The following is a 20,685-nucleotide window of genomic DNA, read 5'->3' as shown; positions in this document are numbered from 1 at the left end:
TCAACGCCTTGGTTCTCTGCATATAAATAAGAATTGGAGACCACATGAACGCATCTGCCGAAATTTCCGTACAACCGGTCAAGTTGCTGATCAACGGTGAGTGGGTCGAGTCCAAGACCACCCAGTGGCAAGACATCGTCAACCCCGCCACTCAGCAAGTGTTGGCCAAAGTCCCGTTTGCCACTGCCGATGAAGTCAACGCCGCCATCGATGCCGCCCATCGCGCCTTCCAGACCTGGAAGCTAACGCCGATCGGCGCGCGCATGCGCATCATGCTCAAGCTGCAGGCGTTGATTCGCGAACATTCCAAACGCATCGCTGTCGTGCTCAGCGCCGAGCAGGGTAAGACTATTGCCGATGCCGAGGGCGATATTTTCCGTGGCTTGGAAGTGGTGGAGCACGCCTGTTCCATCGGTACCCTGCAAATGGGCGAGTTCGCCGAGAACGTCGCCGGTGGCGTCGATACCTACACCCTGCGTCAGCCCATCGGCGTGTGTGCGGGCATTACCCCGTTCAACTTCCCGGCGATGATTCCGCTATGGATGTTCCCGATGGCCATCGCCTGTGGTAACACCTTCGTCCTCAAACCGTCCGAACAGGACCCACTATCGACCATGCTGCTGGTGGAGCTGGCGCTGGAAGCCGGCGTACCGGCCGGTGTGCTCAACGTGGTGCATGGCGGCAAGGACGTGGTAGATGCACTGTGCACTCATAAGGACATCAAGGCGGTGTCCTTCGTCGGCTCCACCGCCGTCGGCACCCACGTGTATGACCTGGCCGGCAAGCACGGCAAGCGCGTGCAGTCGATGATGGGCGCCAAGAACCACGCCGTCGTGCTGCCGGATGCCAACCGCGAACACACCCTCAATGCCTTGGTCGGCGCCGGTTTCGGTGCGGCAGGCCAGCGCTGCATGGCCACGTCGGTGGTGGTGCTGGTGGGCGCGTCCAAGCAATGGCTGCCGGACCTGAAGGCGCTGGCGCAGAAGCTCAAGGTCAACGCCGGCAGCGAAGCCGGCACCGATGTCGGCCCGGTGATTTCTAAGCGCGCCAAGGCACGCATCCTGGAGCTGATCGAAAGTGGCGTGCAGCAAGGCGCCAAGCTCGAATTGGACGGTCGCGACATCCAGGTGCCGGGTTTCGAGCAGGGCAACTTTGTCGGCCCGACCCTGTTCTCGGGCGTGACCACGGACATGCGCATCTACACCGAAGAAATCTTCGGCCCGGTGCTGGTGGTGATCGAAGTCGACACCCTTGATGAGGCCATCGCCCTGGTCAACGCCAACCCGTTCGGCAATGGCACCGGCCTGTTTACCCAGAGTGGGGCGGCGGCGCGTAAATTCCAGAGCGAAATCGACGTGGGCCAGGTGGGTATCAACATCCCGATCCCTGTGCCGGTGCCGTTCTTCAGCTTCACCGGTTCCCGTGGTTCCAAGCTCGGTGACCTCGGCCCCTACGGCAAGCAAGTGGTGCAGTTCTACACCCAGACCAAAACCGTCACGAGCCGCTGGTTCGACGACGACACGGTCAACGATGGCGTCAACACCACCATCAACCTGCGCTGATTCCGGGAGACCCTCATGAAGATTGCATTTATCGGTTTGGGCAACATGGGCGCGCCCATGGCCCGCAACTTGATCAAGGCCGGCCACGCGCTGAACCTGTTCGACCTCAACCATACCGTGCTCAAGGAACTCGCCGAACTGGGCGGTACCATCAGCGACTCGCCACGCCATGCGGCCCAGGGCGCAGAGCTGGTGATTACCATGCTGCCGGCCGCCGCCCATGTACGCAGTGTGTGGCTCAATGACGATGGCGTACTCGCCGGTATCGGTAGCGGCGTGCCGGCGGTGGATTGCAGCACCATCGACCCGCAGACTGCTCGCGATGTGGCCGCAGCGGCAGCCAAACACGGCGTGGCGATGGCCGACGCGCCCGTCTCCGGCGGCACCGGCGGCGCCCAGGCGGGTACGCTGACCTTTATGGTCGGCGCGACCCCTGAACTGTTCGCTACCCTGCAACCGGTACTGGGGCAAATGGGCCGCAACATCGTGCATTGCGGTGAAGTAGGTACTGGTCAGATCGCCAAGATCTGCAACAACCTGTTGCTGGGCATCAGCATGGTGGGCGTCAGCGAAGCCATGGCTTTAGGCGATGCGTTGGGGATCGACACCCAGGTGCTTGCGGGCATTATCAACAGCTCCACCGGGCGCTGCTGGAGTTCCGACACTTACAACCCGTGGCCAGGCGTGATCGAAACTGCCCCTGCGTCGCGCGGCTATACCGGCGGTTTCGGCGCGGACCTGATGCTCAAGGACTTGGGGTTGGCCACCGAAGCTGCCCGCCAGGCCAAGCAACCGGTGATTCTGGGCGCTGTGGCCCAACAGTTGTATCAATCCATGAGCCAGCGCGGGGAGGGCGGCAAGGACTTCTCGGCGATTGTTAACAGCTATCGCAAGCCTAAGTAGATCCTACGCAAAGGAAACTGCGTGGTGAGCAGGACCAGCCCGCTCACCACCAACCTGCCCAATCCCCCCATAAGCGGGTGATTACTCAGGCAAACACAAAATACTTACGCACCGTCTCGACCACTTCCCACGTCCCCTTCATCCCTGGCTCCACCACAAAGATATCCCCAGCCCGCAAGTGAATCGGCTCCATCCCTTCGGGGGTGATCACGCAGTAGCCTTCCTGGAAGTGGCAGTATTCCCACTTCACGTATTCCACATACCACTTGCCTGGGGTGCAGATCCAAGTGCCCATGATCTTGCTGCCGTCTTCGCTGGTGTAGGCGTTAAGGTTGACGGTGTGCGGGTCGCCTTCGAGCTTCTCCCATTTGCAGGCATCCAGGACCGGCAAGGGATGGGTGTCGCGCAGTACGGTAATGGGCTTGGACATGATGACTCCGAGGCAAGGAAACGAGAGTCGAACCCTATAGCGTCGCCGGCACCCTCAGTGGTCTGAACTCGACATCGGGATGTCCAGAAACGCAGGTGAATAGGGTGTTATTGGCACGGCGAGGTCAGTGTGGGAGGGGCTTGCCCTTGATGGCGGCGTCACAACGGGCACCTGGATCAACTGGCCCACTTAATCGGGGGCAAGCCCCCCTCCCACATTAGGCGACATATTCGAGCGTGAATAAGCCTGTTTCTCGCAGTAAGTGCGAAAGAACTCACCTCTTACGCCAGAATTTGCAAGAAAATTCACAGCAGGCCCTCGTATCATTCACTCCAGTAACGACCGAGAGCCTTGAGCATGAACCCAATAAAAACGTGGTGGGACATCAGCCCGCCCTTGAGCGCGGCCACGCCCACCTGGCCGGGCGATACGCCGTTTCAGGAAGAACGCGTATGGCAGTTGGGCCCGGAGTGTCCGGTGAATGTCGGGCGTGTGACCTTTTCGCCGCATACCGGCGCCCATGTGGATGCACCGCTGCATTACAGCGCCGACGGCGCGCCGATTGGCGAGGTGTCGCTGGATGTGTACATGGGCCCGTGCCGAGTGCTGCATTGCCTGGACAGTGGCGCGCTGGTGCAGCCCCATCAGCTCGACGGTCGTGTGGATAACTTGCCCGAGCGCGTATTGCTGCGTACTTATCCACAAGCGCCGCTGACCGAGTGGGATGAGAATTTCACCGCCATCGCCGCGCAAACCATCGAGCGGCTTGCCAGCCTGGGGGTGCGACTGATCGGTATCGACACCCCGTCCCTGGACCCGCAACAGTCCAAGACCATGGACGCTCACAACGCCGTGGCCCGGCATGGCATGGCGATTCTCGAAGGCATCGTGCTCGACGACGTGCCGGAGGGCGACTACGAGCTGATCGCCTTGCCGCTGCGCTTTGCCCACCTCGACGCCAGCCCGGTCCGCGCAATCCTGCGCCCGCTCAAGGAGCCCACGCGATGAGCCAATGTCCCTTTTCTGCCGACTACCAAGCCCCGGAAGAATGGCATAACGCCGAGCTGAATTTTTCCGAGTCCATGAGCTACGGCGACTACCTGGACCTGGGCAAAGTGCTCAGCGCCCAGCACCCTCTGTCGCCGGACCACAACGAAATGCTGTTTATCATCCAGCACCAGACCTCCGAGCTGTGGATGAAGCTGATGCTCCATGAACTCAAGGCCGCCCGCGAGCATGTGCGCCTGGGCGAGTTGCCGCCGGCGTTCAAGATGCTGGCGCGGGTGTCGCGAATCTTCGACCAACTGGTGCATGCCTGGGCCGTGCTGGCGACCATGACACCGTCGGAATACAAGGCCATTCGCCCGTTCCTGGGGCAGTCGTCGGGGTTCCAGTCGTTTCAGTACCGTGAGATCGAATTTATTCTCGGCAACAAGAGCCCGGCATTGTTGCGGCCCCATGCCCATCGACCGGAATTGTTGCAGCAACTGCAAGTGGCGATTGCCACGCCGTCGCTGTATGACGAGGCGATCAATTTGATGGTCAAGGCCGGTTTGGCGATTGACCCGCAACGCGCCGAACGCGACCCAACGGCCGCGACCGTACACGATGACTCGGTGGAGGCGGCATGGCGCGAGGTGTATCGCGATCCGAGCCGTTACTGGGACCTGTACCAGTTGGCCGAAAAGTTTATCGACCTGGAGGACTCGTTCCGCCAGTGGCGCTTCCGCCATGTGACCACGGTAGAGCGCATCATCGGCTTCCAACCGGGCACCGGGGGAACCGAAGGCGTGGGTTACCTGCGCAAGATGCTCGACACGGTGTTGTTCCCCGAGCTGTGGCGAGTGCGTTCCACGCTGTAAACAAATATGGGAGGGGGGCAAGCCCTCTCCCATATGGCTATCACTGCGCAGCGGCGACCGCTTTCGCCTTACTCATTCGCAACCGATAGGCCACATAGATCACCCCCACCCACACCGGCATCGCAAACACCGACTCGCGAATCCCCGGAATGGCCAGCATCACGCTGACGATCATCAACATGAACGCCAGGCACAGGTAGTTGCTGAACGGGAACCAGAAGGTCTTGAACGACGGCTCCACGCCTTGCTGGCCCATGGCCTTGCGGAACTTGATATGGGTGATGCTGATCAGCGCCCAGTTGATCATCAACGAGGCAACCACCAGGGCGAACAGCAACTCCAGCGCGCTCTGCGGCGCGACGTAGTTGACCACCACGCACAGCATCGTCACCAGCGCCGAGATCGCCAGGGCTCGCAGCGGCACGCCTTGCTTGTTGAGCTTCATCAGCGCTTTGGGCGCATCGCCTTGCTCGGCCAGGCCGAACAACATGCGGCTGTTGCAGTACACGCCGCTGTTGTACACCGACAGCGCCGCGGTCAGCACCACGAAGTTGAGGATGTGCGCAGCGGTGTCGTTACCGATCAGCGAGAAGATCTGCACGAACGGGCTGCCGCTGTAAGCGTCGCCCGACGCGCCGAGGGTTTGCAGCAATTGGTCCCATGGATACAGCGACAGCAGCACGGTCAGCGCACCCACGTAGAAAATCAGGATGCGGTACACCACCTGATTGATCGCCTTGGGGATCACCTTGCGCGGTTCGCTGGCCTCGGCGGCGGTAATGCCCACCAGCTCCAGGCCACCGAAGGAGAACATGATGAACGCCATGGACATCAACAGCCCCATGCCGCCATTGGGGAAGAACCCGCCGTGGCTCCACAGATTGTCGATGGAGGCCTGGGGGCCGCCGCTGCCGCTGAACAGCAAATAGCAGCCGAGCACGATCATGCCGACAATCGCCACCACCTTGATGATCGCGAACCAGAACTCGGCCTCACCGAAGAACTTCACGTTCAGCGTATTGATCAAGTTCACTGCGACGAAGAACACCAACGCACTGACCCAGGTCGGAATCTCCGGCCACCAGAACTGGATGTATTTGCCCACCGCCGTCAGTTCGGCCATGCCCACCAGCACATACAGCACCCAGTAGTTCCAGCCTGCCAGGAAGCCCGCGTAACCGCCCCAGTATTTGTGCGCGAAGTGGCTGAAAGAACCGGCCACCGGCTCTTCGACGATCATTTCGCCGAGCTGGCGCATGATCAGGAAGGCGATGAAACCGGCGATCGCGTAGCCGAGGATCATCGACGGCCCGGCAGACTTGAGTACCCCGGCCGAGCCGAGGAACAACCCCGTACCGATGGCGCCGCCCAAAGCGATCAGCTGAATATGCCGGTTCTTCAAGCCACGCTTGAGGCCCACCGGGTTAACCATGTCATCCGCCATTAACGTTCCCTTCTACTTGTTTTTCTTAAGGGTGAGTGCAGGCCGCATCAGCCCCTCAGAAGTGCTGGGGTCAGATATTACTCTGCGTGAACTGTTCGTAATACAGCTGAACGCCATCAAGTGCCTGATCCAACAGCCATTGTTGGGCGGATTCCACCATTGTTGAGGTGGCCGTGCTTGCCGGGTCAACTCCCTCTCACATTTGAATGGGGGCGTGGCTGATTATTTGCGCACGACCAGATCCAACACCTCATCCCGATCCTTGATTTTCTGCAGCACGATCTCCGAGCGAATATCCGTCACCCCCGCCGTGCGGTTTAGGTGGTTCACGATAAAGTCCGAAAAATGCTTGAGGTTACGCGCCTGTACCCGTAGCACATAGTTGCTGGCGCCGGTGATCACATAGGCGCTGGCCACTTCCGGCCAGCCTTGCACTTTCTTGATGAACGTCTCGTGCCAATCCTCCACGTCCTGGCGCAAAGACAGGTGAACGATGGCCTCCAATTCGATCCCCAGTTGCTCGGCATTCAGCACCGCCCGGTAGCCGCTGATCACGCCTTCGCTCTCCAGCAGGCGTAGGCGGCGCAGGCAGGCAGAGGGCGACAGGGCGACTTTTTCCGCCAGTTCCTGGTTGCTGATACGGCCATCCTGTTGCAGGAAATGCAGGAGGCGCAGGTCGGTGGGGTCAAGAATCATGCTTAGAATAATTCCGCGTATTTAGAGGTTTAATTCGAATTTCCTACAGCTTAATTAGCTTGTTGCCCACCACTTTGCACGAAAATTCTCTAAAGCTTCGTTAATAATTTGGCTCATCTTCTCTTATAAAAACCAGGATCGCCCATGCCCCTTCGAAGCCATTGCCAAACCCTTGATGCCCAGGACCCATTGGCGCCTTTGCGTGAGCAGTTCGCTCTGCCCCACGGCATGATCTATCTGGATGGCAACTCCCTGGGCGCCCGCCCCGTGGCATCGCTGGCACGGGCGCAACAGGTGATTGCCCAGGAGTGGGGCGACGGCTTGATTCGCAGTTGGAACAGCGCGGGCTGGGCGGATCTGGCCCTGCGCCTGGGCGACCGGTTGGCCCCGCTGATCGGCGCACGCGATGGCGAAGTGGCGATCACCGATACCACCTCGATCAACCTGTTCAAAGTGCTCAGTGCCGCGTTGAGTGTGCAGCGCCAGCGGGCGCCGACGCGCAAGGTGATCGTCAGCGAGGCCGGCAACTTTCCCACCGACCTGTACATCGCCGAAGGCCTGGCCGAGTTGCTGCAACAGGGCTATTCGCTGCGCTTGGTGAGCAGCCCCGACGAGCTGACCCAGGCCATCGACGCCGACGTGGCCGTGGTAATGCTCACCCACGTCAACTACAAGACCGGCTACCTGTACGACATGCAGGGCGTGACCACCCTGAGCCACGAGTGCGGTGCGCTGACGATCTGGGACCTGGCGCATTCGGCGGGCGCGGTGCCGGTGGACCTGCATCGGGCCGGCGCCGATTACGCAATTGGCTGCACCTACAAATACCTCAACGGCGGCCCCGGTTCCCAGGCGTTCGTGTGGGTCAACCCGGCGCTGGTAAACCTGGTGCGCCAGCCGTTGTCGGGCTGGTTCGGGCATACACGGCAGTTCGCCATGGAGACCAGCTATGCGCCGAGCGCCGGCATCGCTCGTTACCTGTGCGGCACCCAGCCGATCACGTCGCTGGCGATGGTGGAATGCGGGCTGGAACTGTTCGAACGGACCGACATGGCCAGCCTGCGCCGCAAATCCCTGGCGTTGACCGATCTGTTTATCGACTTGGTGGAGGCTCGCTGCGCGGCCCATCACCTTGTGCTGATTACCCCGCGTGAACACGCCCGGCGTGGCAGCCATGTGAGCTTCGAGCATCCTGAAGGCTACGCGGTGATCCAGGCCCTGATCGCCCGAGGCGTGATCGGCGATTACCGCGAACCGCGCATCATGCGTTTTGGGTTTACCCCGTTGTACACAAGCTTCACCGAAGTCTTCGATGCCGTGGAAATCCTCGGTGAGATTCTCGATAACCGCACCTGGGACCAGCCGCAATTCAAGGTCCGCCACAGTGTCACCTGAAATGTGTGAGGGCGCTGGTTCCCGATAGGTCGGTTAGCCCATCTGTCACTGACGTACCGTCTTCGGGGGCAAGCCCTCTCCCCCAGGGGATCTGGCCAGCGCATCGAACAAGGCCTTGGCGTAACCCGGCAGTTGTTCGAACGAGCGCGCGCATAACAGCAGTCGCCGACAGGCCCAGTCCTCGCGCAGGGGCTGGGCTTTAAAGTGATGCTCCCCCGGCCAACGGTCCAACGCGGCCTGGGGCACGATCCCCAGGCCGGCGCCGCGGGCGACCATGCGCATCACCCCATCAAAGCTCTCGGCGCGGATGCGCGCGTGCAGGCGAAAGCCGGCGTGCAACGCTTGTTCGTCCAGGTACACCGCCAGCGCACTGTGGGCGGCCAGGCCGACGAAATCGTGTTGCAGGCTGTCGACAAAACTGACCGGGCCTGCCGCCAACGTATGCTCCGTCGGCATGATCAGCAGCAGTGGGTCGTCGCGAAAGGGCAGGGTCTGCAAGCCGTGGGTGTCGACGGCGTCGGAGATAATCCCCAAATCGGCCGTGCCCTGGCGTAACGCCTGGGTGATGCGCAGGCTGGGCAGTTCCTGCATGTCGATATCCAGGTTGGGATGTTCGCGCAGTACATCCGCCAGCAGTTCAGGCAAGTATTCACTCAGTGCGGTGGTATTGCAGAGCAAGCGCACCTGGCCTTTGACGCCGTTGGCGTAGGCGGCCAGGTCCTGTCGCAAGTGATCGGCCTGTTGCAATAACAGCCGCGCGTGGCGAGCCAGGGCTTTGCCGGCGGGCGTTGGGCTGACGCCGCGGCGACCGCGTTGCAGCAGCTCGATGCCCAGCGACGCTTCCATGGCCCGGATGCGCGCGCTGGCGGCGGCCAGGGACAAATGGCTGCGGGATGCGCCAGCGGTGATATTGCCGGCGTCCAGGGTGTGCAGGTAGAGACGCAGGTCGATCAGGTCAAAGTGCATGACTGGTTTCTCGGGTGGCTCAGCGGGCCTAATCGGCGGCAAGCCCCCTCCCACATTGGCGTTTCGAGGGGCGCTAAGCCTCAAGCTAAACAAGAGGCTGGCTCAGTATATGGCGAATTTTCGAGCCCATCGGAAAACGTCATTATCGATCAATGACGACTTTCCTTACGTTTTACCAAAATATCGGCCTGGCCTTGTCTTTGCTGGTGATCGGCACCTTTATGCTGGCAGGCACCGTCAAAGGGGTGGTCGGCCTGGGCTTGCCCACCGTGGCCATGGGCTTGCTCGGTCTGGCTATGTTACCGGCGCAGGCTGCGGCGTTGCTGATCATTCCTTCGACCGTTACCAACCTCTGGCAATTGGCGTTCGGCGGCCATCTGAGTGCGCTGTTCAAGCGCCTGTGGCCGATGCTGCTGCTGATTTTTCTCGGCACCGGGCTCGGTACGCTGTGGCTGGGCATGGACAGTGGTGACTGGGTGACGCGCGCATTGGGCGCAGCCTTGCTGATGTATGCATTGAGCGGGTTGTTCTTGCCCACATTCAACGTCGGCTCGGCGACGGAACGCTGGCTGGGCCCGTTATGCGGATTGCTCACCGGCATCGTGACCGCCGCCACCGGAGTGTTTGTGATCCCCGCCGTGCCGTATCTGCAGGCGCTGGGCTTGCAGCGCGATCAACTGGTGCAGGCGTTGGGGCTGTCGTTCAGCGTGTCTACCCTGGCTTTGGCTGCCGGGCTGGCCTGGCGCGGCGGGCTGGGCGGCGCCGAACTGAATGCCTCGCTGCTGGCGCTGGTGCCGGCGTTGTTGGGCATGTGGCTGGGTCAGTGGGTACGCCAGCGCATCAGTGCCGTGGTGTTCAAACGGGTATTTTTTGTTGGTATGGCGTTTTTGGGCGGGCATCTGCTGATCAGTGGTTAACAATGGCTGCGTATTCGTGCCTGTAGGTCAAATGTATTTTGCCGGTTCATGGCTTATTCAAAGGGAGCCGGATGGATAGTCTGCGTCCAGACCTTTCAACCTTCTGGAATCTCCCATGAAAAAAGTCCTATTGCTCAACGGCGGTAAACAATTCGCCCACTCCGATGGCCGCTACAACGCCACCCTGCATGACGCGGCGGCGGCGGTGCTGGACCGTGCCGGTATCGACGTCAAGGTCACCCATATCGACGCCGGCTATGACGTGGCCGAAGAGGTCGCCAAGTTCCTGTGGGCCGACGTGATCATCTATCAGATGCCTGGTTGGTGGATGGGCGCGCCGTGGATCGTCAAGAAGTACATCGACGAAGTCTTCACCGAAGGCCACGGCAGCCTGTATGCCAGCGATGGTCGCACCCGTTCCGATGCGTCGCAGAAATACGGCAGCGGCGGCCTGATCCAGGGCAAGCAGTACATGTTGTCGCTGACCTGGAACGCACCGCAGCAAGCGTTCGACGACCCCAGTGACTTCTTTGAAGCCAAGGGCGTGGACGCGGTGTACTTCCCATTCCACAAGGCCAATCAGTTCCTCGGCATGACCGGCCTGCCGACGTTCCTCTGCGTGGACGTGATGAAGCGTCCGGCCATCGAGGCGGATGTGGCGCGCTATGAGCAGCATCTGGCGCAGGTGTTCAACCTCTCGGTGTAAGCTGCCCCTCTAGATGAGAGAGGAGCGCCCGTGAAAGCCCGGTCCGATGAACTACAGATCTTTGTCAGCGTGATCGAGTGCGGTTCGATTTCCGCGGCGGCGGAGCAGGCCGGGCAGACGCCGTCGGCGGTCAGCCGGACCTTGTCGCGCCTGGAAGCCAAGCTCGACACCACGCTGATCAACCGCACCACGCGACGCATGGACCTGACCGAAGAGGGCAAATACTTCTTCGAGCAGGCCAAGGTGATCCTGGCGCAGATGGATGAGCTGGAAGAACGCTTGTCCTCGCGCCAGCAAACACCGGCCGGGCGCTTGCGCATCAACGCGGCGGTGCCGTTCATGCTGCACGGGATCATTCCGTACATCGCCGAATTCCGCCGCCTGTACCCGCAGATCCAGCTGGAGCTCAACAGCGATGACCTGATCATCGACCTGCTGGAACAGAGCACCGACATTGCGATTCGCATCGGTGCATTGGCCGATTCGAGCCTGCATGCGCGTTCCTTGGGCTGCACGCCGTTGCATATCCTCGCCAGCCCCGACTATTTGGAACGCCACGGCACCCCGCGCACGGTCGCTGAACTGGCGAGCCACACCTTGCTGGGCTTCACCCAGACCGAAACCCTCAACCACTGGCCGTTGCGCCACGCGGCAGGCGACCGCTGGTTGATTCAGCCGAGCATCGCCGCTTCCAGTGGCGAGACCCTGCGTCACCTGGCATTGGAGGGGCAAGGCATAGCGTGCCTGTCGAACTTCATGACCTTCGACGATATCGACGCCGGGCGCCTGGTGCCGCTGCTGGAAACGTTCTACAGCGGCTACCGCCAACCGATCCACGCGGTGTTTTATCGCAACTCCCAGTTGGCGCTGCGCATCCAGTGCTTCCTGGACTTTATCCAGGCCAAGCTGGCGCGGTATGCCTGCTGATTCGACTCCCACAGTCATGGGGGAGGGGGCTTGCCCCCGATCGGCCCCACTCGGCCTTCAAGACTAGCCCCACCCCGCTCAATTCCGTACCATTCCCGGCCTTATTCCCCGCAATACCTTGGTACTTCATGAACCTCACCCGTCTGCGCGCCGATACCCTGGCCGGCCTCACCACGTCCTTTGCGTTGCTGCCCGAGTGCATCGCCTTTGCTCTGGTCGCTCACCTCAACCCACTGATGGGCCTGTACGGCGCTTTTATCATCTGCACCCTCACGGCGCTGTTCGGCGGGCGGCCGGGGATGGTGTCGGGGGCGGCCGGTTCGATGGCCGTGGTGATCGTCGCGCTGGTGGTGCAGCACGGCGTGGACTATTTGCTCGCCACCGTGCTGCTGGGCGGGCTGATCATGGTTGCCTTCGGCCTGTTGCGCCTGGGCAAACTGGTGCGCATGGTGCCGCACCCGGTGATGCTGGGGTTCGTCAACGGCCTGGCGATCATCATTGCCTTGGCGCAGTTGGAACACTTCAAGAACGGTGAAGCCTGGCTCAGCGGTACGCCGTTGTATGTGATGGCCGGCCTGGTGCTGGTGACCATGGCGATTGTCTATGTGTTGCCGCGCATCACCCGCGCAGTGCCGCCAGCGCTGGTGGCGATCCTCGGCGTGGGCCTGGCGGTGTACCTGCTGGGTTTGCCGACGCGCACCCTGGGCGACATGGCCCACATCGCCGGCGGCTTGCCGAGCTTTGCGCTGCCGCAGATTCCCTGGACCCTGGAAACCCTGGGCATCATCGCGCCCTACGCGTTCCTGATGGCCATGGTCGGTCTGCTGGAAACCCTGCTGACCCTCAACCTCACCGACGAAATCACCGAAACCCGTGGCTACCCCGACCGCGAAAGCGTGGCCCTGGGCGCGGCGAATATGGTCTCGGGTCTGTTCGGCGGCATGGGTGGTTGCGCGATGATCGGGCAAACTGTGATCAACCTCAGCTCCGGCGGGCGCGGGCGTTTTTCCGGGGTGTTTGCCGGGGTGATGATTCTGTTGTTCATTCTGTTTCTGTCACCGCTGATCGAGCGGATCCCGTTGGCGGCGCTGGTGGGGGTGATGTTCGTGGTGTCGCAGCAGACTTTCGCCTGGGCGTCGCTGAGGGTGATCAATAAAGTGCCGCTCAACGACGTACTGGTGATTATCGCGGTGACGGTGATCACCGTGTTCACCGACCTGGCCACCGCCGTGCTGTGCGGGATCGTGATTGCAGCGCTGAATTTCGCCTGGCAACAGGCCCGCGAGTTGTATGCCGATGAACACCTGGAAGCCGACGGCAGCAAGCTCTATCGCCTGCACGGCACCTTGTTCTTCGCCTCGACCACGCCGTTTCTGAACCAGTTCGACCCGGCCAACGACCCGGCCCAGGTGACGCTGGATTGTCGTCACCTGAGCTTCGTCGATTATTCCGCGATTGCCGCGTTGATGACCTTGCGCGAGCGCTACAGCAAGGCCGGCAAGCACCTGCGGGTGCTGCATTTGTCCGAGCGCTGCAAGAAACTGCTCAAGCGCGCGCGGGTGCATCATGACTGATCTTCAACTCTGAGTGAGGGTTATGGCCCGACCAGGTCTTCGAGTTCCTGGGCGCGGGTCTGGGTCATGTCCAGCACGCAGCCGGAGCCGTTGACCCGATCGATGGAACCACCGGTTGCCGAACCGGCGAAGGCGCAATTAGCGTCGCGATACTTTATCCACAGGCGCTGCACGTCCTGCAGTTGCTGTTTACGCGGGCCTTCCTGGGCGGCGAGGGCGGTTTTGTAGGCGCGGTTCAGGCGCTCGTCCTGAACCTTGGCCGCTTTGGTGTTGCAGGTGACCATGTCGAACGTGGTGGTGGCGCTGTCCATGCATTTTTCCAGCGCCGCGTTATCGGCAGCCGATGCGTGGCCGCACAAAGCCAGAAGCACGGCGCCGGTGGCGAGAGAGCTACGAATCATCATCGATTTTCCTGGGCATGAGTGGATGCGCATTCTAAGACCCAACGGCGCGGTTTGAGTTTCCGGCAGCGTCCGATCCTCATGTAAGAACACCCCCCTGATTTTCATCCGATGGCGCCGGGCATGCCCGATGGCGACAGCGCTTATCCGTGGACGAAAGTTACTTTCATGCAGTTTGAAAATGCCGTGCGGAAATGATTTATGACTTTCACAACCAATTCGACGTGACCCTTTCCGAGGAGTACCGCATGGCCGCATCACCGGGCTTCGGGCTGTTGGCATACGCTGCCATCGCCATCATTGCTTTGATCGTGCTGATTGCACGTTACCGACTCAACCCGTTCATCGTTATCACTCTGGTGTCCATCGGCCTAGCGCTGATGGCCGGCATGCCGGCGGACACCATCATGGGGTCCTATGAAGCGGGCGTAGGCAAAACCCTGGGGCACATCGCCCTGGTGGTGGCACTGGGCACGATGCTTGGCAAGATGATGGCCGAGTCCGGCGGCGCCGAGCAGGTGGCGCGCACGTTGATCCATCGTTTCGGCGAGCGCAACGCGCATTGGGCCATGGTGTGTATCGCGTTCCTGGTGGGGCTGCCGCTGTTTTTCGAGGTGGGCTTTGTGTTGTTGGTGCCCATCGCCTTTACAGTGGCGCGTGGGGGTGTCGATCCTGATGGTCGGTTTGCCGATGGTGGCCGGGTTGTCGGTGGTGCATGCGCTGGTGCCGCCGCACCCGGCGGCGATGATGGCGGTGCTGGCGTACAACGCGTCGGTGGGGCAGACCGTGCTGTATGCGATTCTGATCGGCATTCCGACGGCGATCATTGCCGGTCCCGTCTACGCCAAGTACATCGTCCCGCGTATCCACCTGCCAGCGGAAAACCCGTTGGAGCGCCAGTTTATCGAGCGCGAACCGCGTAGCCGCCTCCCGAGTTTTAGCCTGACCATGGCCACCATTCTGTTGCCGGTGGTACTGATGATGATCGGCGGTTGGGCCAATGTGATTTCCACGCCGGGCACGGGGTTCAACCAGTTCCTGTTGTTTATCGGTAACTCGGTGATCGCGCTGCTGGTGGCGACCCTGGTGAGCTTCTGGACCCTGGGCCTGGCTCAAGGCTTCAATCGCGAGTCGATCCTCAAATTTACCAACGAATGCCTGGCACCGACCGCCAGCATTACGCTGCTGGTGGGTGCGGGTGGCGGTTTGAATCGCATCCTGGTGGATGCCGGCGTGACCAACGAGATTCTTGGCCTGGCCCATGCCTTCCACCTGTCGCCGTTGGTGATGGGCTGGTTGTTCGCCGCATTGATGCGCATCGCCACTGGCTCGGCGACAGTGGCCATGACCACCGCCTCCGGTGTGGTGGCGCCGGTGGCCCTGGGCCTGGGTTATCCACACCCGGAATTATTGGTGCTGGCCACCGGCGCCGGTTCGGTGATCTTTTCCCACGTCAATGACGGCGGCTTCTGGCTGATCAAGGAATACTTCAATATGACGGTGATCCAGACCTTCAAGACCTGGACCGTGCTGGAGACCCTGATTTCGGTGGTTGCCTTCGGTCTGACCTATGGTCTGGCCTGCCTGCTGTAATTCGGAGACGCCATGGACATCCTCTACCAGATCCGCGCCCGCCAGGCGTCCTTCAGCGCCGGCGAAGGGCGCATCGCCCGGCTGATGCTGGAAGACGTGGGGTTTGCTGCGTCGGCCAGCCTGGAAGCGTTGTCCCAACGGGCGGAGGTCAGCACCGCCACCTTGTCGCGCTTTGCCCGCAGTGTGGGGTGTCGCGACCTGCGCGATTTGCGCCTGCAATTGGCCCAGGCCAGCGGCGTCGGCAGTCGCTTCCTGGACCCGGCGGGCACACCGGAGCAGTCGGCGTTTCACCGGCAGATCCTGGGGGATATCGAAGCTACTCTGCGTCAGCACCTGTCGGGCTTCGAGCAGGCAGGTTTCGCTGATGCCGTCAGCCTGTTGAGCCGGGCGCGTATGGTGCACGCGTTTGGCATGGGCGGGCCGTCGAGCCTGTGCAGCGACGAGTTGCAAGTACGCCTGGTGCGCCTGGGTTTTCCGATTGCGGCCTGTCATGACCCGGTGATGATGCGCGTCACCGCCGCCACGCTGGGCCCGCAGCATGTATTGATCGTCTGCTCGCTGACCGGCCTGACGCCCGAGTTGCTCGATGTGGTGGAACTGGCGCGCAACTACGACGCACGCGTTATCGCCATCACCCTCGCCGACTCTCCTTTGGCGCGCATGGCCGACGTCGTGCTGCCGCTGCAACCGGCCGAAACCAGTTTTATCTACAAACCCACGGCGGCGCGCTACGGCATGCTGTTGGCCATTGACCTGCTCGCCACCGAGCTGGCGCTGGCCATGCCGGACGATAACCAGGAGCGCTTGCGCCGCATCAAGCTGGCCCTGGACGACTACCGCGGCGGCCCCGATGCCTTACCGCTTGGAGATTGAAATGAAGTACGACACGTTGATCCGCCAGGCGCTGATTATCGATGGCAGCAACACCCCGGGATATGTCGCCGATGTAGGACTGTTGGCCGGGCGCATCGAATCGATCGGTGACCTGTCGGCTGCCGTGGCCGAGCATCACATCGAGGCTACCGGCCGCGTGCTGGCACCAGGGTTTATCGACGTGCACACCCATGACGACACCGTGGTGATCCGCCAACCGCAGATGCTGCCCAAACTGAGCCAGGGCGTGACTACGGTGATCGTCGGCAACTGTGGCATCAGCGCCGCGCCGGTCAGCCTGCGCGGCGATCCTCCGGACCCGATGAACCTGCTGGGTCGGCGCGACGCCTTTGCCTACCCGCGCTTTGCCGACTACCGCCAGGCGGTGGAAAACGCCCAGCCGGCAGTCAATGTCGCGGCGCTGATCGGCCACACGGCGCTGCGCAGCAACCATCTGGATGACCTGTACCGCACGGCCAGCCCGGCGGAAATTGCGGCCATGCGCGCGCAGTTGAAGGAAAGCCTCGAGGCGGGCGCTCTGGGTTTGTCCACCGGTCTGGCCTACGCCAGCGCGTTCAACGCCGAGACCGATGAGGTGCTGCAACTGAGCGAAGAACTCACCGCCTTCGGCGCGGTGTACACCACCCATTTGCGCAGCGAATTCGAACCGGTGCTGGAGGCCATGGACGAGGCGTTCCTGATCGGTCGGCATGCCCAGGCGCCGGTGATCATTTCCCACCTCAAATGTGCCGGCGCGGGTAACTGGGGGCGTAGTCCGCAGTTGCTGGCGTCCTTGGAACACGCCGCGAACACCCATCCGGTGGGCTGCGATTGCTACCCCTACGCCGCCAGTTCCTCGACCCTGGACCTCAAGCAAGTCACCGATGCTTTCCCCATCACCATCACCTGGTCGACGCCGCACCCGTCCATGGGTGGGCGCGACTTGCAGGACATTGCCGCCGAGTGGGACGTTTCGCTGCTCGACGCAGCACGTCGCCTGCAACCGGCGGGGGCGGTGTACTACGGCATGGATGAGACAGATGTGCGGCGCATCCTCGCGCATCCGTTGTCGATGGTGGGCTCCGACGGCTTGCCGGAAGACCCATTCCCCCATCCGCGCCTGTGGGGTGCGTTCCCACGGGTGCTCGGGCACTTCAGCCGGGATGTGGGGCTGTTCCCACTGCATACGGCGGTACACAAAATGACGGGCTTGTCGGCGGCGCGGTTTGGTTTGTCGGAGCGCGGTCAAATTCGTGAAGGGCACTGGGCAGATCTGGTGTTGTTCGATCCTCTGCGGGTGCGCGACGTGGCCGATTTCAAAGCGCCGCAGCGGGCGGCAGAAGGCATTGAGGGGGTGTGGGTCAACGGCGTTTTGAGCTACCACGATGGGCAGGCCAACGGTCAACGACCGGGTCGCTTCCTGGCGCGCAGCGGGGATTTGCGCGGTGGCTTTTCGTCTTTATAGTGGGCGCCTTCATACACGGAGCGAGCGCCATGCACTTAGGAAAAGTCACCCCCATCCTGCGGATTTTCGACGAGGCCAAGGCCTTGGAATTCTACGTCGACTTCCTGGGTTTCAAGGTGGATTGGCAGCACCGTTTCGAGGCCAATTATCCGTTGTACCTGCAAGTGTCACTGGGCGAGTGTGTGCTGCATCTGTCCGAGCACCATGGCGATGCCTCGCCTGGCGCCGCTGTGCGTATCCAGGCACAAGGCGTGGACGGTTATCAGCAGCAATTGTTGGCCAAAAATTATCGCTACGCTAAGCCAGGGGTCGAGGAAACGCCATGGGGCTCGCGGGAGATGAGCATCAAGGACCCGTTCGGCAATCGGCTGGTGTTTGTGGAGGAGGGCGAGGGCTGAGCGGTAAATCGCAGGCAATAAAAAACCGTCTTGGTTAAGACGGTTTTTTTGCAGTCCCGGTTTGCGGCCAGGGCTGCGGCTCACAGGAGCACTGACGTGCTGGCGATACTACTGCGGCTTCAAGGCTTTATGCAACACCTTTTGAGGATGCCGTAGACGCCAGTTTTCCGCGTTCATATCTGCAAAAAACGGCAACAACTTTTAAGGGTAAATGGCGGTTTCTCGTCACACCTTGGCGCGGAGGGGTGAGCTAGTATCGCCCCCGTTCTGCATCATCGTGAAGAGGTTGGCTGGGTTCGCGCGCAGATATTTGGACCGACTGCCACGGGCTTGCAACCCGTGCCGGATTCACGCACGAGGACCTTAAACCTGGCCGCCTCACAGGAGCACTGACGTGCATCCGAAGGCCCACATGTTCCGGTAAGTGCGCTGGAGGTAAGGCCCAACTCACGGAGGGCCGAGTATGTCTAAGTTTGCACGACGTATGTGGAACCTCGTAGTGAACTGCCTGCGTGCTTATCACGTATGGAAGTTCCTGCGAGACAGCTTCGATGACCGCTAAGGTCTGAAAAGCGGAGCCGCCTCGGTGTATGCCGAGGCGGCTTTTTGGTTTCTTATACCCGGAAGTGACTCACCATCTGCTGCAACTGGCTGCCCAGTCGGGCCAGTTCCACGCTGGATTTGGCGGTCTCCTCACTGGCGGTGGCGGTCTGTTCCGATACATCCCGTACGTTGACGATGCTGCGGCTGATCTCTTCGGCCACGGCGCTCTGTTCTTCGGCGGCAGCCGCGATCTGCTGGTTCATCGATTGAATGTTGGACACCGTCCGCGTGATGTTCTCCAGCGACACTCCGGCTTTGCGGGTCAGTTCCACGCTGCTGTCGGTGAGGCTGCGGCTGTTGTTCATCACCGTGGCCACTTGTTGGGTGCCGTTCTGTAAACCGGCCACCAGACCTTCGATTTCTTCGGTGGATTTCTGTGTGCGCTGGGCCAGGCCACGTACTTCGTCCGCGACCACCGCAAACCCACGACCGGCTTCACCGGCACGCGCTGCTTCGATGGCGGCGTTGAGGGCCAGCAGGTTGGTCTGTTCGGCCACAGCCTTGATCACGTCCATGACGCTGCCGATCTTGTTGCTCTCCTGCTGCAGGTGCGTCATGGCGTCGGTGGAGCGTGCCACTTCGGCGGCCAGTCGCTCGATCTGGGCGATCGCCTCGGCCACCACCTTGTCGCCTTCACGGGCCTGGCCATCGGCATCGGACGCGGCTTGGGAGGCCTGCTCGGCGTTGCGCGCCACTTCCTGCACGGTGGCGGTCATCTCGTGCATCGCGGTGGCAACCTGGTCGGTCTCGATTTTCTGGCTATTCACGCCGGCGCTGGTTTGCTCGGTCACGGCCGACAACTCTTCGGCGGCGCTGGCGATTTGCGTGACGCCGTCACGAATCCCGCTGATCAGTTCACGCAAGGTCGTACCCATGCGCTGGATGCCTTGTTGCAGTACGCCCAGTTCGTCGCGACGGGTGACCTGGATGTTATGGCTCAAATCACCGGAGGCAATACGTTCCACTACGGCCAGGGTGTCCTGGATCGGGCGGGTGATCTGGCGGGTAATCACCAGCGCGGCGATGATGCCAACCAGCAGTGCCAGCAAGGTGCTGATCAATTGCAGGCTGCGGGCCTGGGCGCTTTCGGCGTCGCGGCGCTCAAGCTGAATGTCGTAGAGCTTGTCGCTGATGGTGACGATATCGGCACCCTGGGTGGTCATCTCGGCCCGGGCGGCGACGATGTTGGCGTTGGCGGCCTTGTAGTTCTGCACGGCACTGCGATAGGCGCTCAGCGCGGTTTCAAGGGCGGTCAATGCGCTTTGCTGGCTGCTGCCGAACACCGCGCTCAAGCCTTTCAAGCCGGTGATGGCTTTCTCGATTTGTGCCGCGGCACGGGCTTCAGTGTCAGGGTTGACGTTGTTGGTATAGCCGCGCACTTCGTAGCGCGCTAACAGGAATTGCTGTTTGGCATTGGTCAATGCCTGGAACTGCGTGAAGCGTTCCGGGCTGTCCGGCATCTGCTGCACATTGGTGTCCAGTGCTTCGATCTGAGCGTTGGCAATGTCGGCCTTGTCGCCCATGACCTGGCGTGAAGCGTTGCCGTTGCGGTAAGCCTCGCGCATTTTGTTCAGGGACTGCTGATAGGCGGTGATCACGGCCTTCTGGTCGGTCAGCAGCTTAACGTTTTCCGGACTCTTGAAACTGTCCAGCAGCTTCTGCTGTTGCGCGGCGAACGCATCCAGGCTGGTCTGCACATTCTGCGCCACGGCTTCGTCGCCGTTGGCCAGCATGTACTGCAAACGCACGATGCGCAGTTTGGTCAGTGATGCATTGAGCTGGGTGATATCGCTCATCCAGTTACTGCGGTTGATCAGGCTGCCGAGGCTGGTCCAGCCAGTGAAGGCCAGGATGGACGTAAGGACCAGCACCAGACCGAAGCCCAGGCCGAGTTTGAGGTTGACGCTGATGTTACCGAACCAGCTGTTCATCGAATGCTCCGCAAAAGTGATTTGTCTGCTGGACGGTGT

Annotated in this window: 18 protein-coding genes and 2 pseudogenes; 13 read left to right on the top strand and 7 right to left on the bottom strand. The window is 61.4% G+C overall.

Annotated features, from left to right (window positions below; translation table 11 throughout):
* Positions 1–44 precede the first annotated feature (44 nt).
* Both QRN41_RS09365 and mmsB read left to right on the top strand, forming a co-directional pair.
* Positions 45–1,562 (top strand): CoA-acylating methylmalonate-semialdehyde dehydrogenase, encoded by a 1,518-nt coding sequence (locus QRN41_RS09365; protein WP_034100588.1) that lies wholly within the window; start codon positions 45–47, stop codon positions 1,560–1,562.
* Positions 1,563–1,577: 15 nt separating this feature from the next.
* On the top strand, positions 1,578–2,465 hold the full coding sequence (gene mmsB / locus QRN41_RS09360; RefSeq protein WP_167416587.1) for a 3-hydroxyisobutyrate dehydrogenase: 888 nt from the start codon (positions 1,578–1,580) through the stop codon (positions 2,463–2,465).
* A gap of 85 nt (positions 2,466–2,550) precedes the next feature.
* Here the strand turns inward: mmsB and QRN41_RS09355 are convergent, their stop codons facing one another.
* Positions 2,551–2,895: a cupin domain-containing protein gene (locus tag QRN41_RS09355; RefSeq protein ID WP_003230905.1), complete on the bottom strand. Its 345-nt coding sequence runs from the start codon at positions 2,893–2,895 to the stop codon at positions 2,551–2,553.
* Between the two features lie 357 nt (positions 2,896–3,252).
* On the opposite strand from QRN41_RS09355, the gene kynB reads away from it, so the two are divergent.
* Both kynB and kynA read left to right on the top strand, forming a co-directional pair.
* Positions 3,253–3,903, top strand: coding sequence for an arylformamidase (kynB, locus tag QRN41_RS09350; RefSeq protein ID WP_034139282.1), 651 nt, complete (start codon positions 3,253–3,255; stop codon positions 3,901–3,903).
* Positions 3,900–4,757: a tryptophan 2,3-dioxygenase gene (kynA, locus tag QRN41_RS09345; protein WP_034100581.1), complete on the top strand. Its 858-nt coding sequence runs from the start codon at positions 3,900–3,902 to the stop codon at positions 4,755–4,757. Before kynB ends, kynA begins: the two co-directional genes overlap by 4 nt.
* Positions 4,758–4,797: 40 nt before the next feature.
* Here the strand turns inward: kynA and QRN41_RS09340 are convergent, their stop codons facing one another.
* Both QRN41_RS09340 and QRN41_RS09335 read right to left on the bottom strand, forming a co-directional pair.
* Complete coding sequence (locus tag QRN41_RS09340) at positions 4,798–6,201, bottom strand: amino acid permease (RefSeq protein WP_034100579.1); 1,404 nt, start codon at positions 6,199–6,201, stop codon at positions 4,798–4,800.
* 222 nt (positions 6,202–6,423) lie between these two features.
* Complete coding sequence (locus tag QRN41_RS09335; protein ID WP_034100577.1) at positions 6,424–6,897, bottom strand: Lrp/AsnC family transcriptional regulator; 474 nt, start codon at positions 6,895–6,897, stop codon at positions 6,424–6,426.
* Positions 6,898–7,041: 144 nt separating this feature from the next.
* Here QRN41_RS09335 and kynU point away from each other — a divergent pair, with 144 nt between their 5' ends.
* Entirely contained in the window at positions 7,042–8,292 is a 1,251-nt protein-coding gene (gene kynU / locus QRN41_RS09330; RefSeq protein ID WP_167416588.1) for a kynureninase, read from the top strand.
* Between the two features lie 45 nt (positions 8,293–8,337).
* On the opposite strand, the gene QRN41_RS09325 is transcribed toward kynU, so the two are convergent.
* Positions 8,338–9,258 carry a LysR family transcriptional regulator gene (locus QRN41_RS09325; RefSeq protein WP_167416589.1) on the bottom strand — a complete coding sequence of 307 codons (921 nt, stop codon included), beginning with the start codon at positions 9,256–9,258 and terminating at the stop codon, positions 8,338–8,340.
* A gap of 152 nt (positions 9,259–9,410) precedes the next feature.
* Here QRN41_RS09325 and QRN41_RS09320 point away from each other — a divergent pair, with 152 nt between their 5' ends.
* From QRN41_RS09320 to QRN41_RS09305, 4 genes are all read left to right on the top strand, one after another.
* Positions 9,411–10,175: a sulfite exporter TauE/SafE family protein gene (locus QRN41_RS09320; RefSeq protein WP_167416590.1), complete on the top strand. Its 765-nt coding sequence runs from the start codon at positions 9,411–9,413 to the stop codon at positions 10,173–10,175.
* 115 nt (positions 10,176–10,290) lie between these two features.
* Positions 10,291–10,881 (top strand): NADPH:quinone oxidoreductase MdaB, encoded by a 591-nt coding sequence (gene mdaB / locus QRN41_RS09315; protein ID WP_167416591.1) that lies wholly within the window; start codon positions 10,291–10,293, stop codon positions 10,879–10,881.
* A gap of 30 nt (positions 10,882–10,911) precedes the next feature.
* Positions 10,912–11,808 (top strand): LysR family transcriptional regulator, encoded by an 897-nt coding sequence (locus tag QRN41_RS09310; protein ID WP_034100570.1) that lies wholly within the window; start codon positions 10,912–10,914, stop codon positions 11,806–11,808.
* A gap of 128 nt (positions 11,809–11,936) precedes the next feature.
* Positions 11,937–13,382 carry a SulP family inorganic anion transporter gene (locus QRN41_RS09305; protein ID WP_167416592.1) on the top strand — a complete coding sequence of 482 codons (1,446 nt, stop codon included), beginning with the start codon at positions 11,937–11,939 and terminating at the stop codon, positions 13,380–13,382.
* A gap of 20 nt (positions 13,383–13,402) precedes the next feature.
* On the opposite strand, the gene QRN41_RS09300 is transcribed toward QRN41_RS09305, so the two are convergent.
* Positions 13,403–13,783, bottom strand: a complete 381-nt coding sequence (locus tag QRN41_RS09300) for a lysozyme inhibitor LprI family protein (RefSeq protein ID WP_034100626.1) — start codon at positions 13,781–13,783, stop codon at positions 13,403–13,405.
* 248 nt (positions 13,784–14,031) lie between these two features.
* Between QRN41_RS09300 and QRN41_RS09295 the strand changes: the two are divergent.
* The 4 genes and pseudogenes from QRN41_RS09295 to QRN41_RS09280 all read left to right on the top strand — a co-directional run bounded on the left by QRN41_RS09295 (position 14,032) and on the right by QRN41_RS09280 (position 18,112).
* Positions 14,032–15,376 (top strand): annotated as a pseudogene (locus QRN41_RS09295) (GntT/GntP/DsdX family permease).
* A gap of 12 nt (positions 15,377–15,388) precedes the next feature.
* The gene (locus QRN41_RS09290; RefSeq protein WP_167416593.1) at positions 15,389–16,249 is read left to right on the top strand and encodes a MurR/RpiR family transcriptional regulator; all 861 of its coding nucleotides are present in this window, start codon (positions 15,389–15,391) and stop codon (positions 16,247–16,249) included.
* Between the two features lies 1 nt (position 16,250).
* Positions 16,251–17,714 carry an N-acyl-D-amino-acid deacylase family protein gene (locus tag QRN41_RS09285; RefSeq protein WP_167416594.1) on the top strand — a complete coding sequence of 488 codons (1,464 nt, stop codon included), beginning with the start codon at positions 16,251–16,253 and terminating at the stop codon, positions 17,712–17,714.
* A 29-nt stretch (positions 17,715–17,743) separates the two neighbouring features.
* Positions 17,744–18,112 carry a glyoxalase superfamily protein gene (locus QRN41_RS09280; RefSeq protein ID WP_034139273.1) on the top strand — a complete coding sequence of 123 codons (369 nt, stop codon included), beginning with the start codon at positions 17,744–17,746 and terminating at the stop codon, positions 18,110–18,112.
* Positions 18,113–18,726: 614 nt separating this feature from the next.
* Here QRN41_RS09280 and QRN41_RS26285 read toward each other — a convergent pair.
* Together QRN41_RS26285 and QRN41_RS26280 are read right to left on the bottom strand one after the other, a co-directional pair.
* Positions 18,727–19,590 (bottom strand): methyl-accepting chemotaxis protein, encoded by an 864-nt coding sequence (locus tag QRN41_RS26285; RefSeq protein WP_371918507.1) that lies wholly within the window; start codon positions 19,588–19,590, stop codon positions 18,727–18,729.
* A pseudogene (locus QRN41_RS26280) lies at positions 19,582–20,511 on the bottom strand (methyl-accepting chemotaxis protein); the annotation flags it as partial. The pseudogene QRN41_RS26280 and the gene QRN41_RS26285, both read right to left, overlap by 9 nt.
* Positions 20,512–20,685: the final 174 nt, after the last annotated feature.

This window comes from Pseudomonas sp. efr-133-TYG-23, assembly GCF_030209215.1.
Classification (GTDB): Bacteria; Pseudomonadota; Gammaproteobacteria; order Pseudomonadales; family Pseudomonadaceae; genus Aquipseudomonas; species Aquipseudomonas rhodesiae.
Note: the sequence above shows the minus strand (reverse complement) of the source record. Positions and strands in the feature narration are given on the sequence as shown.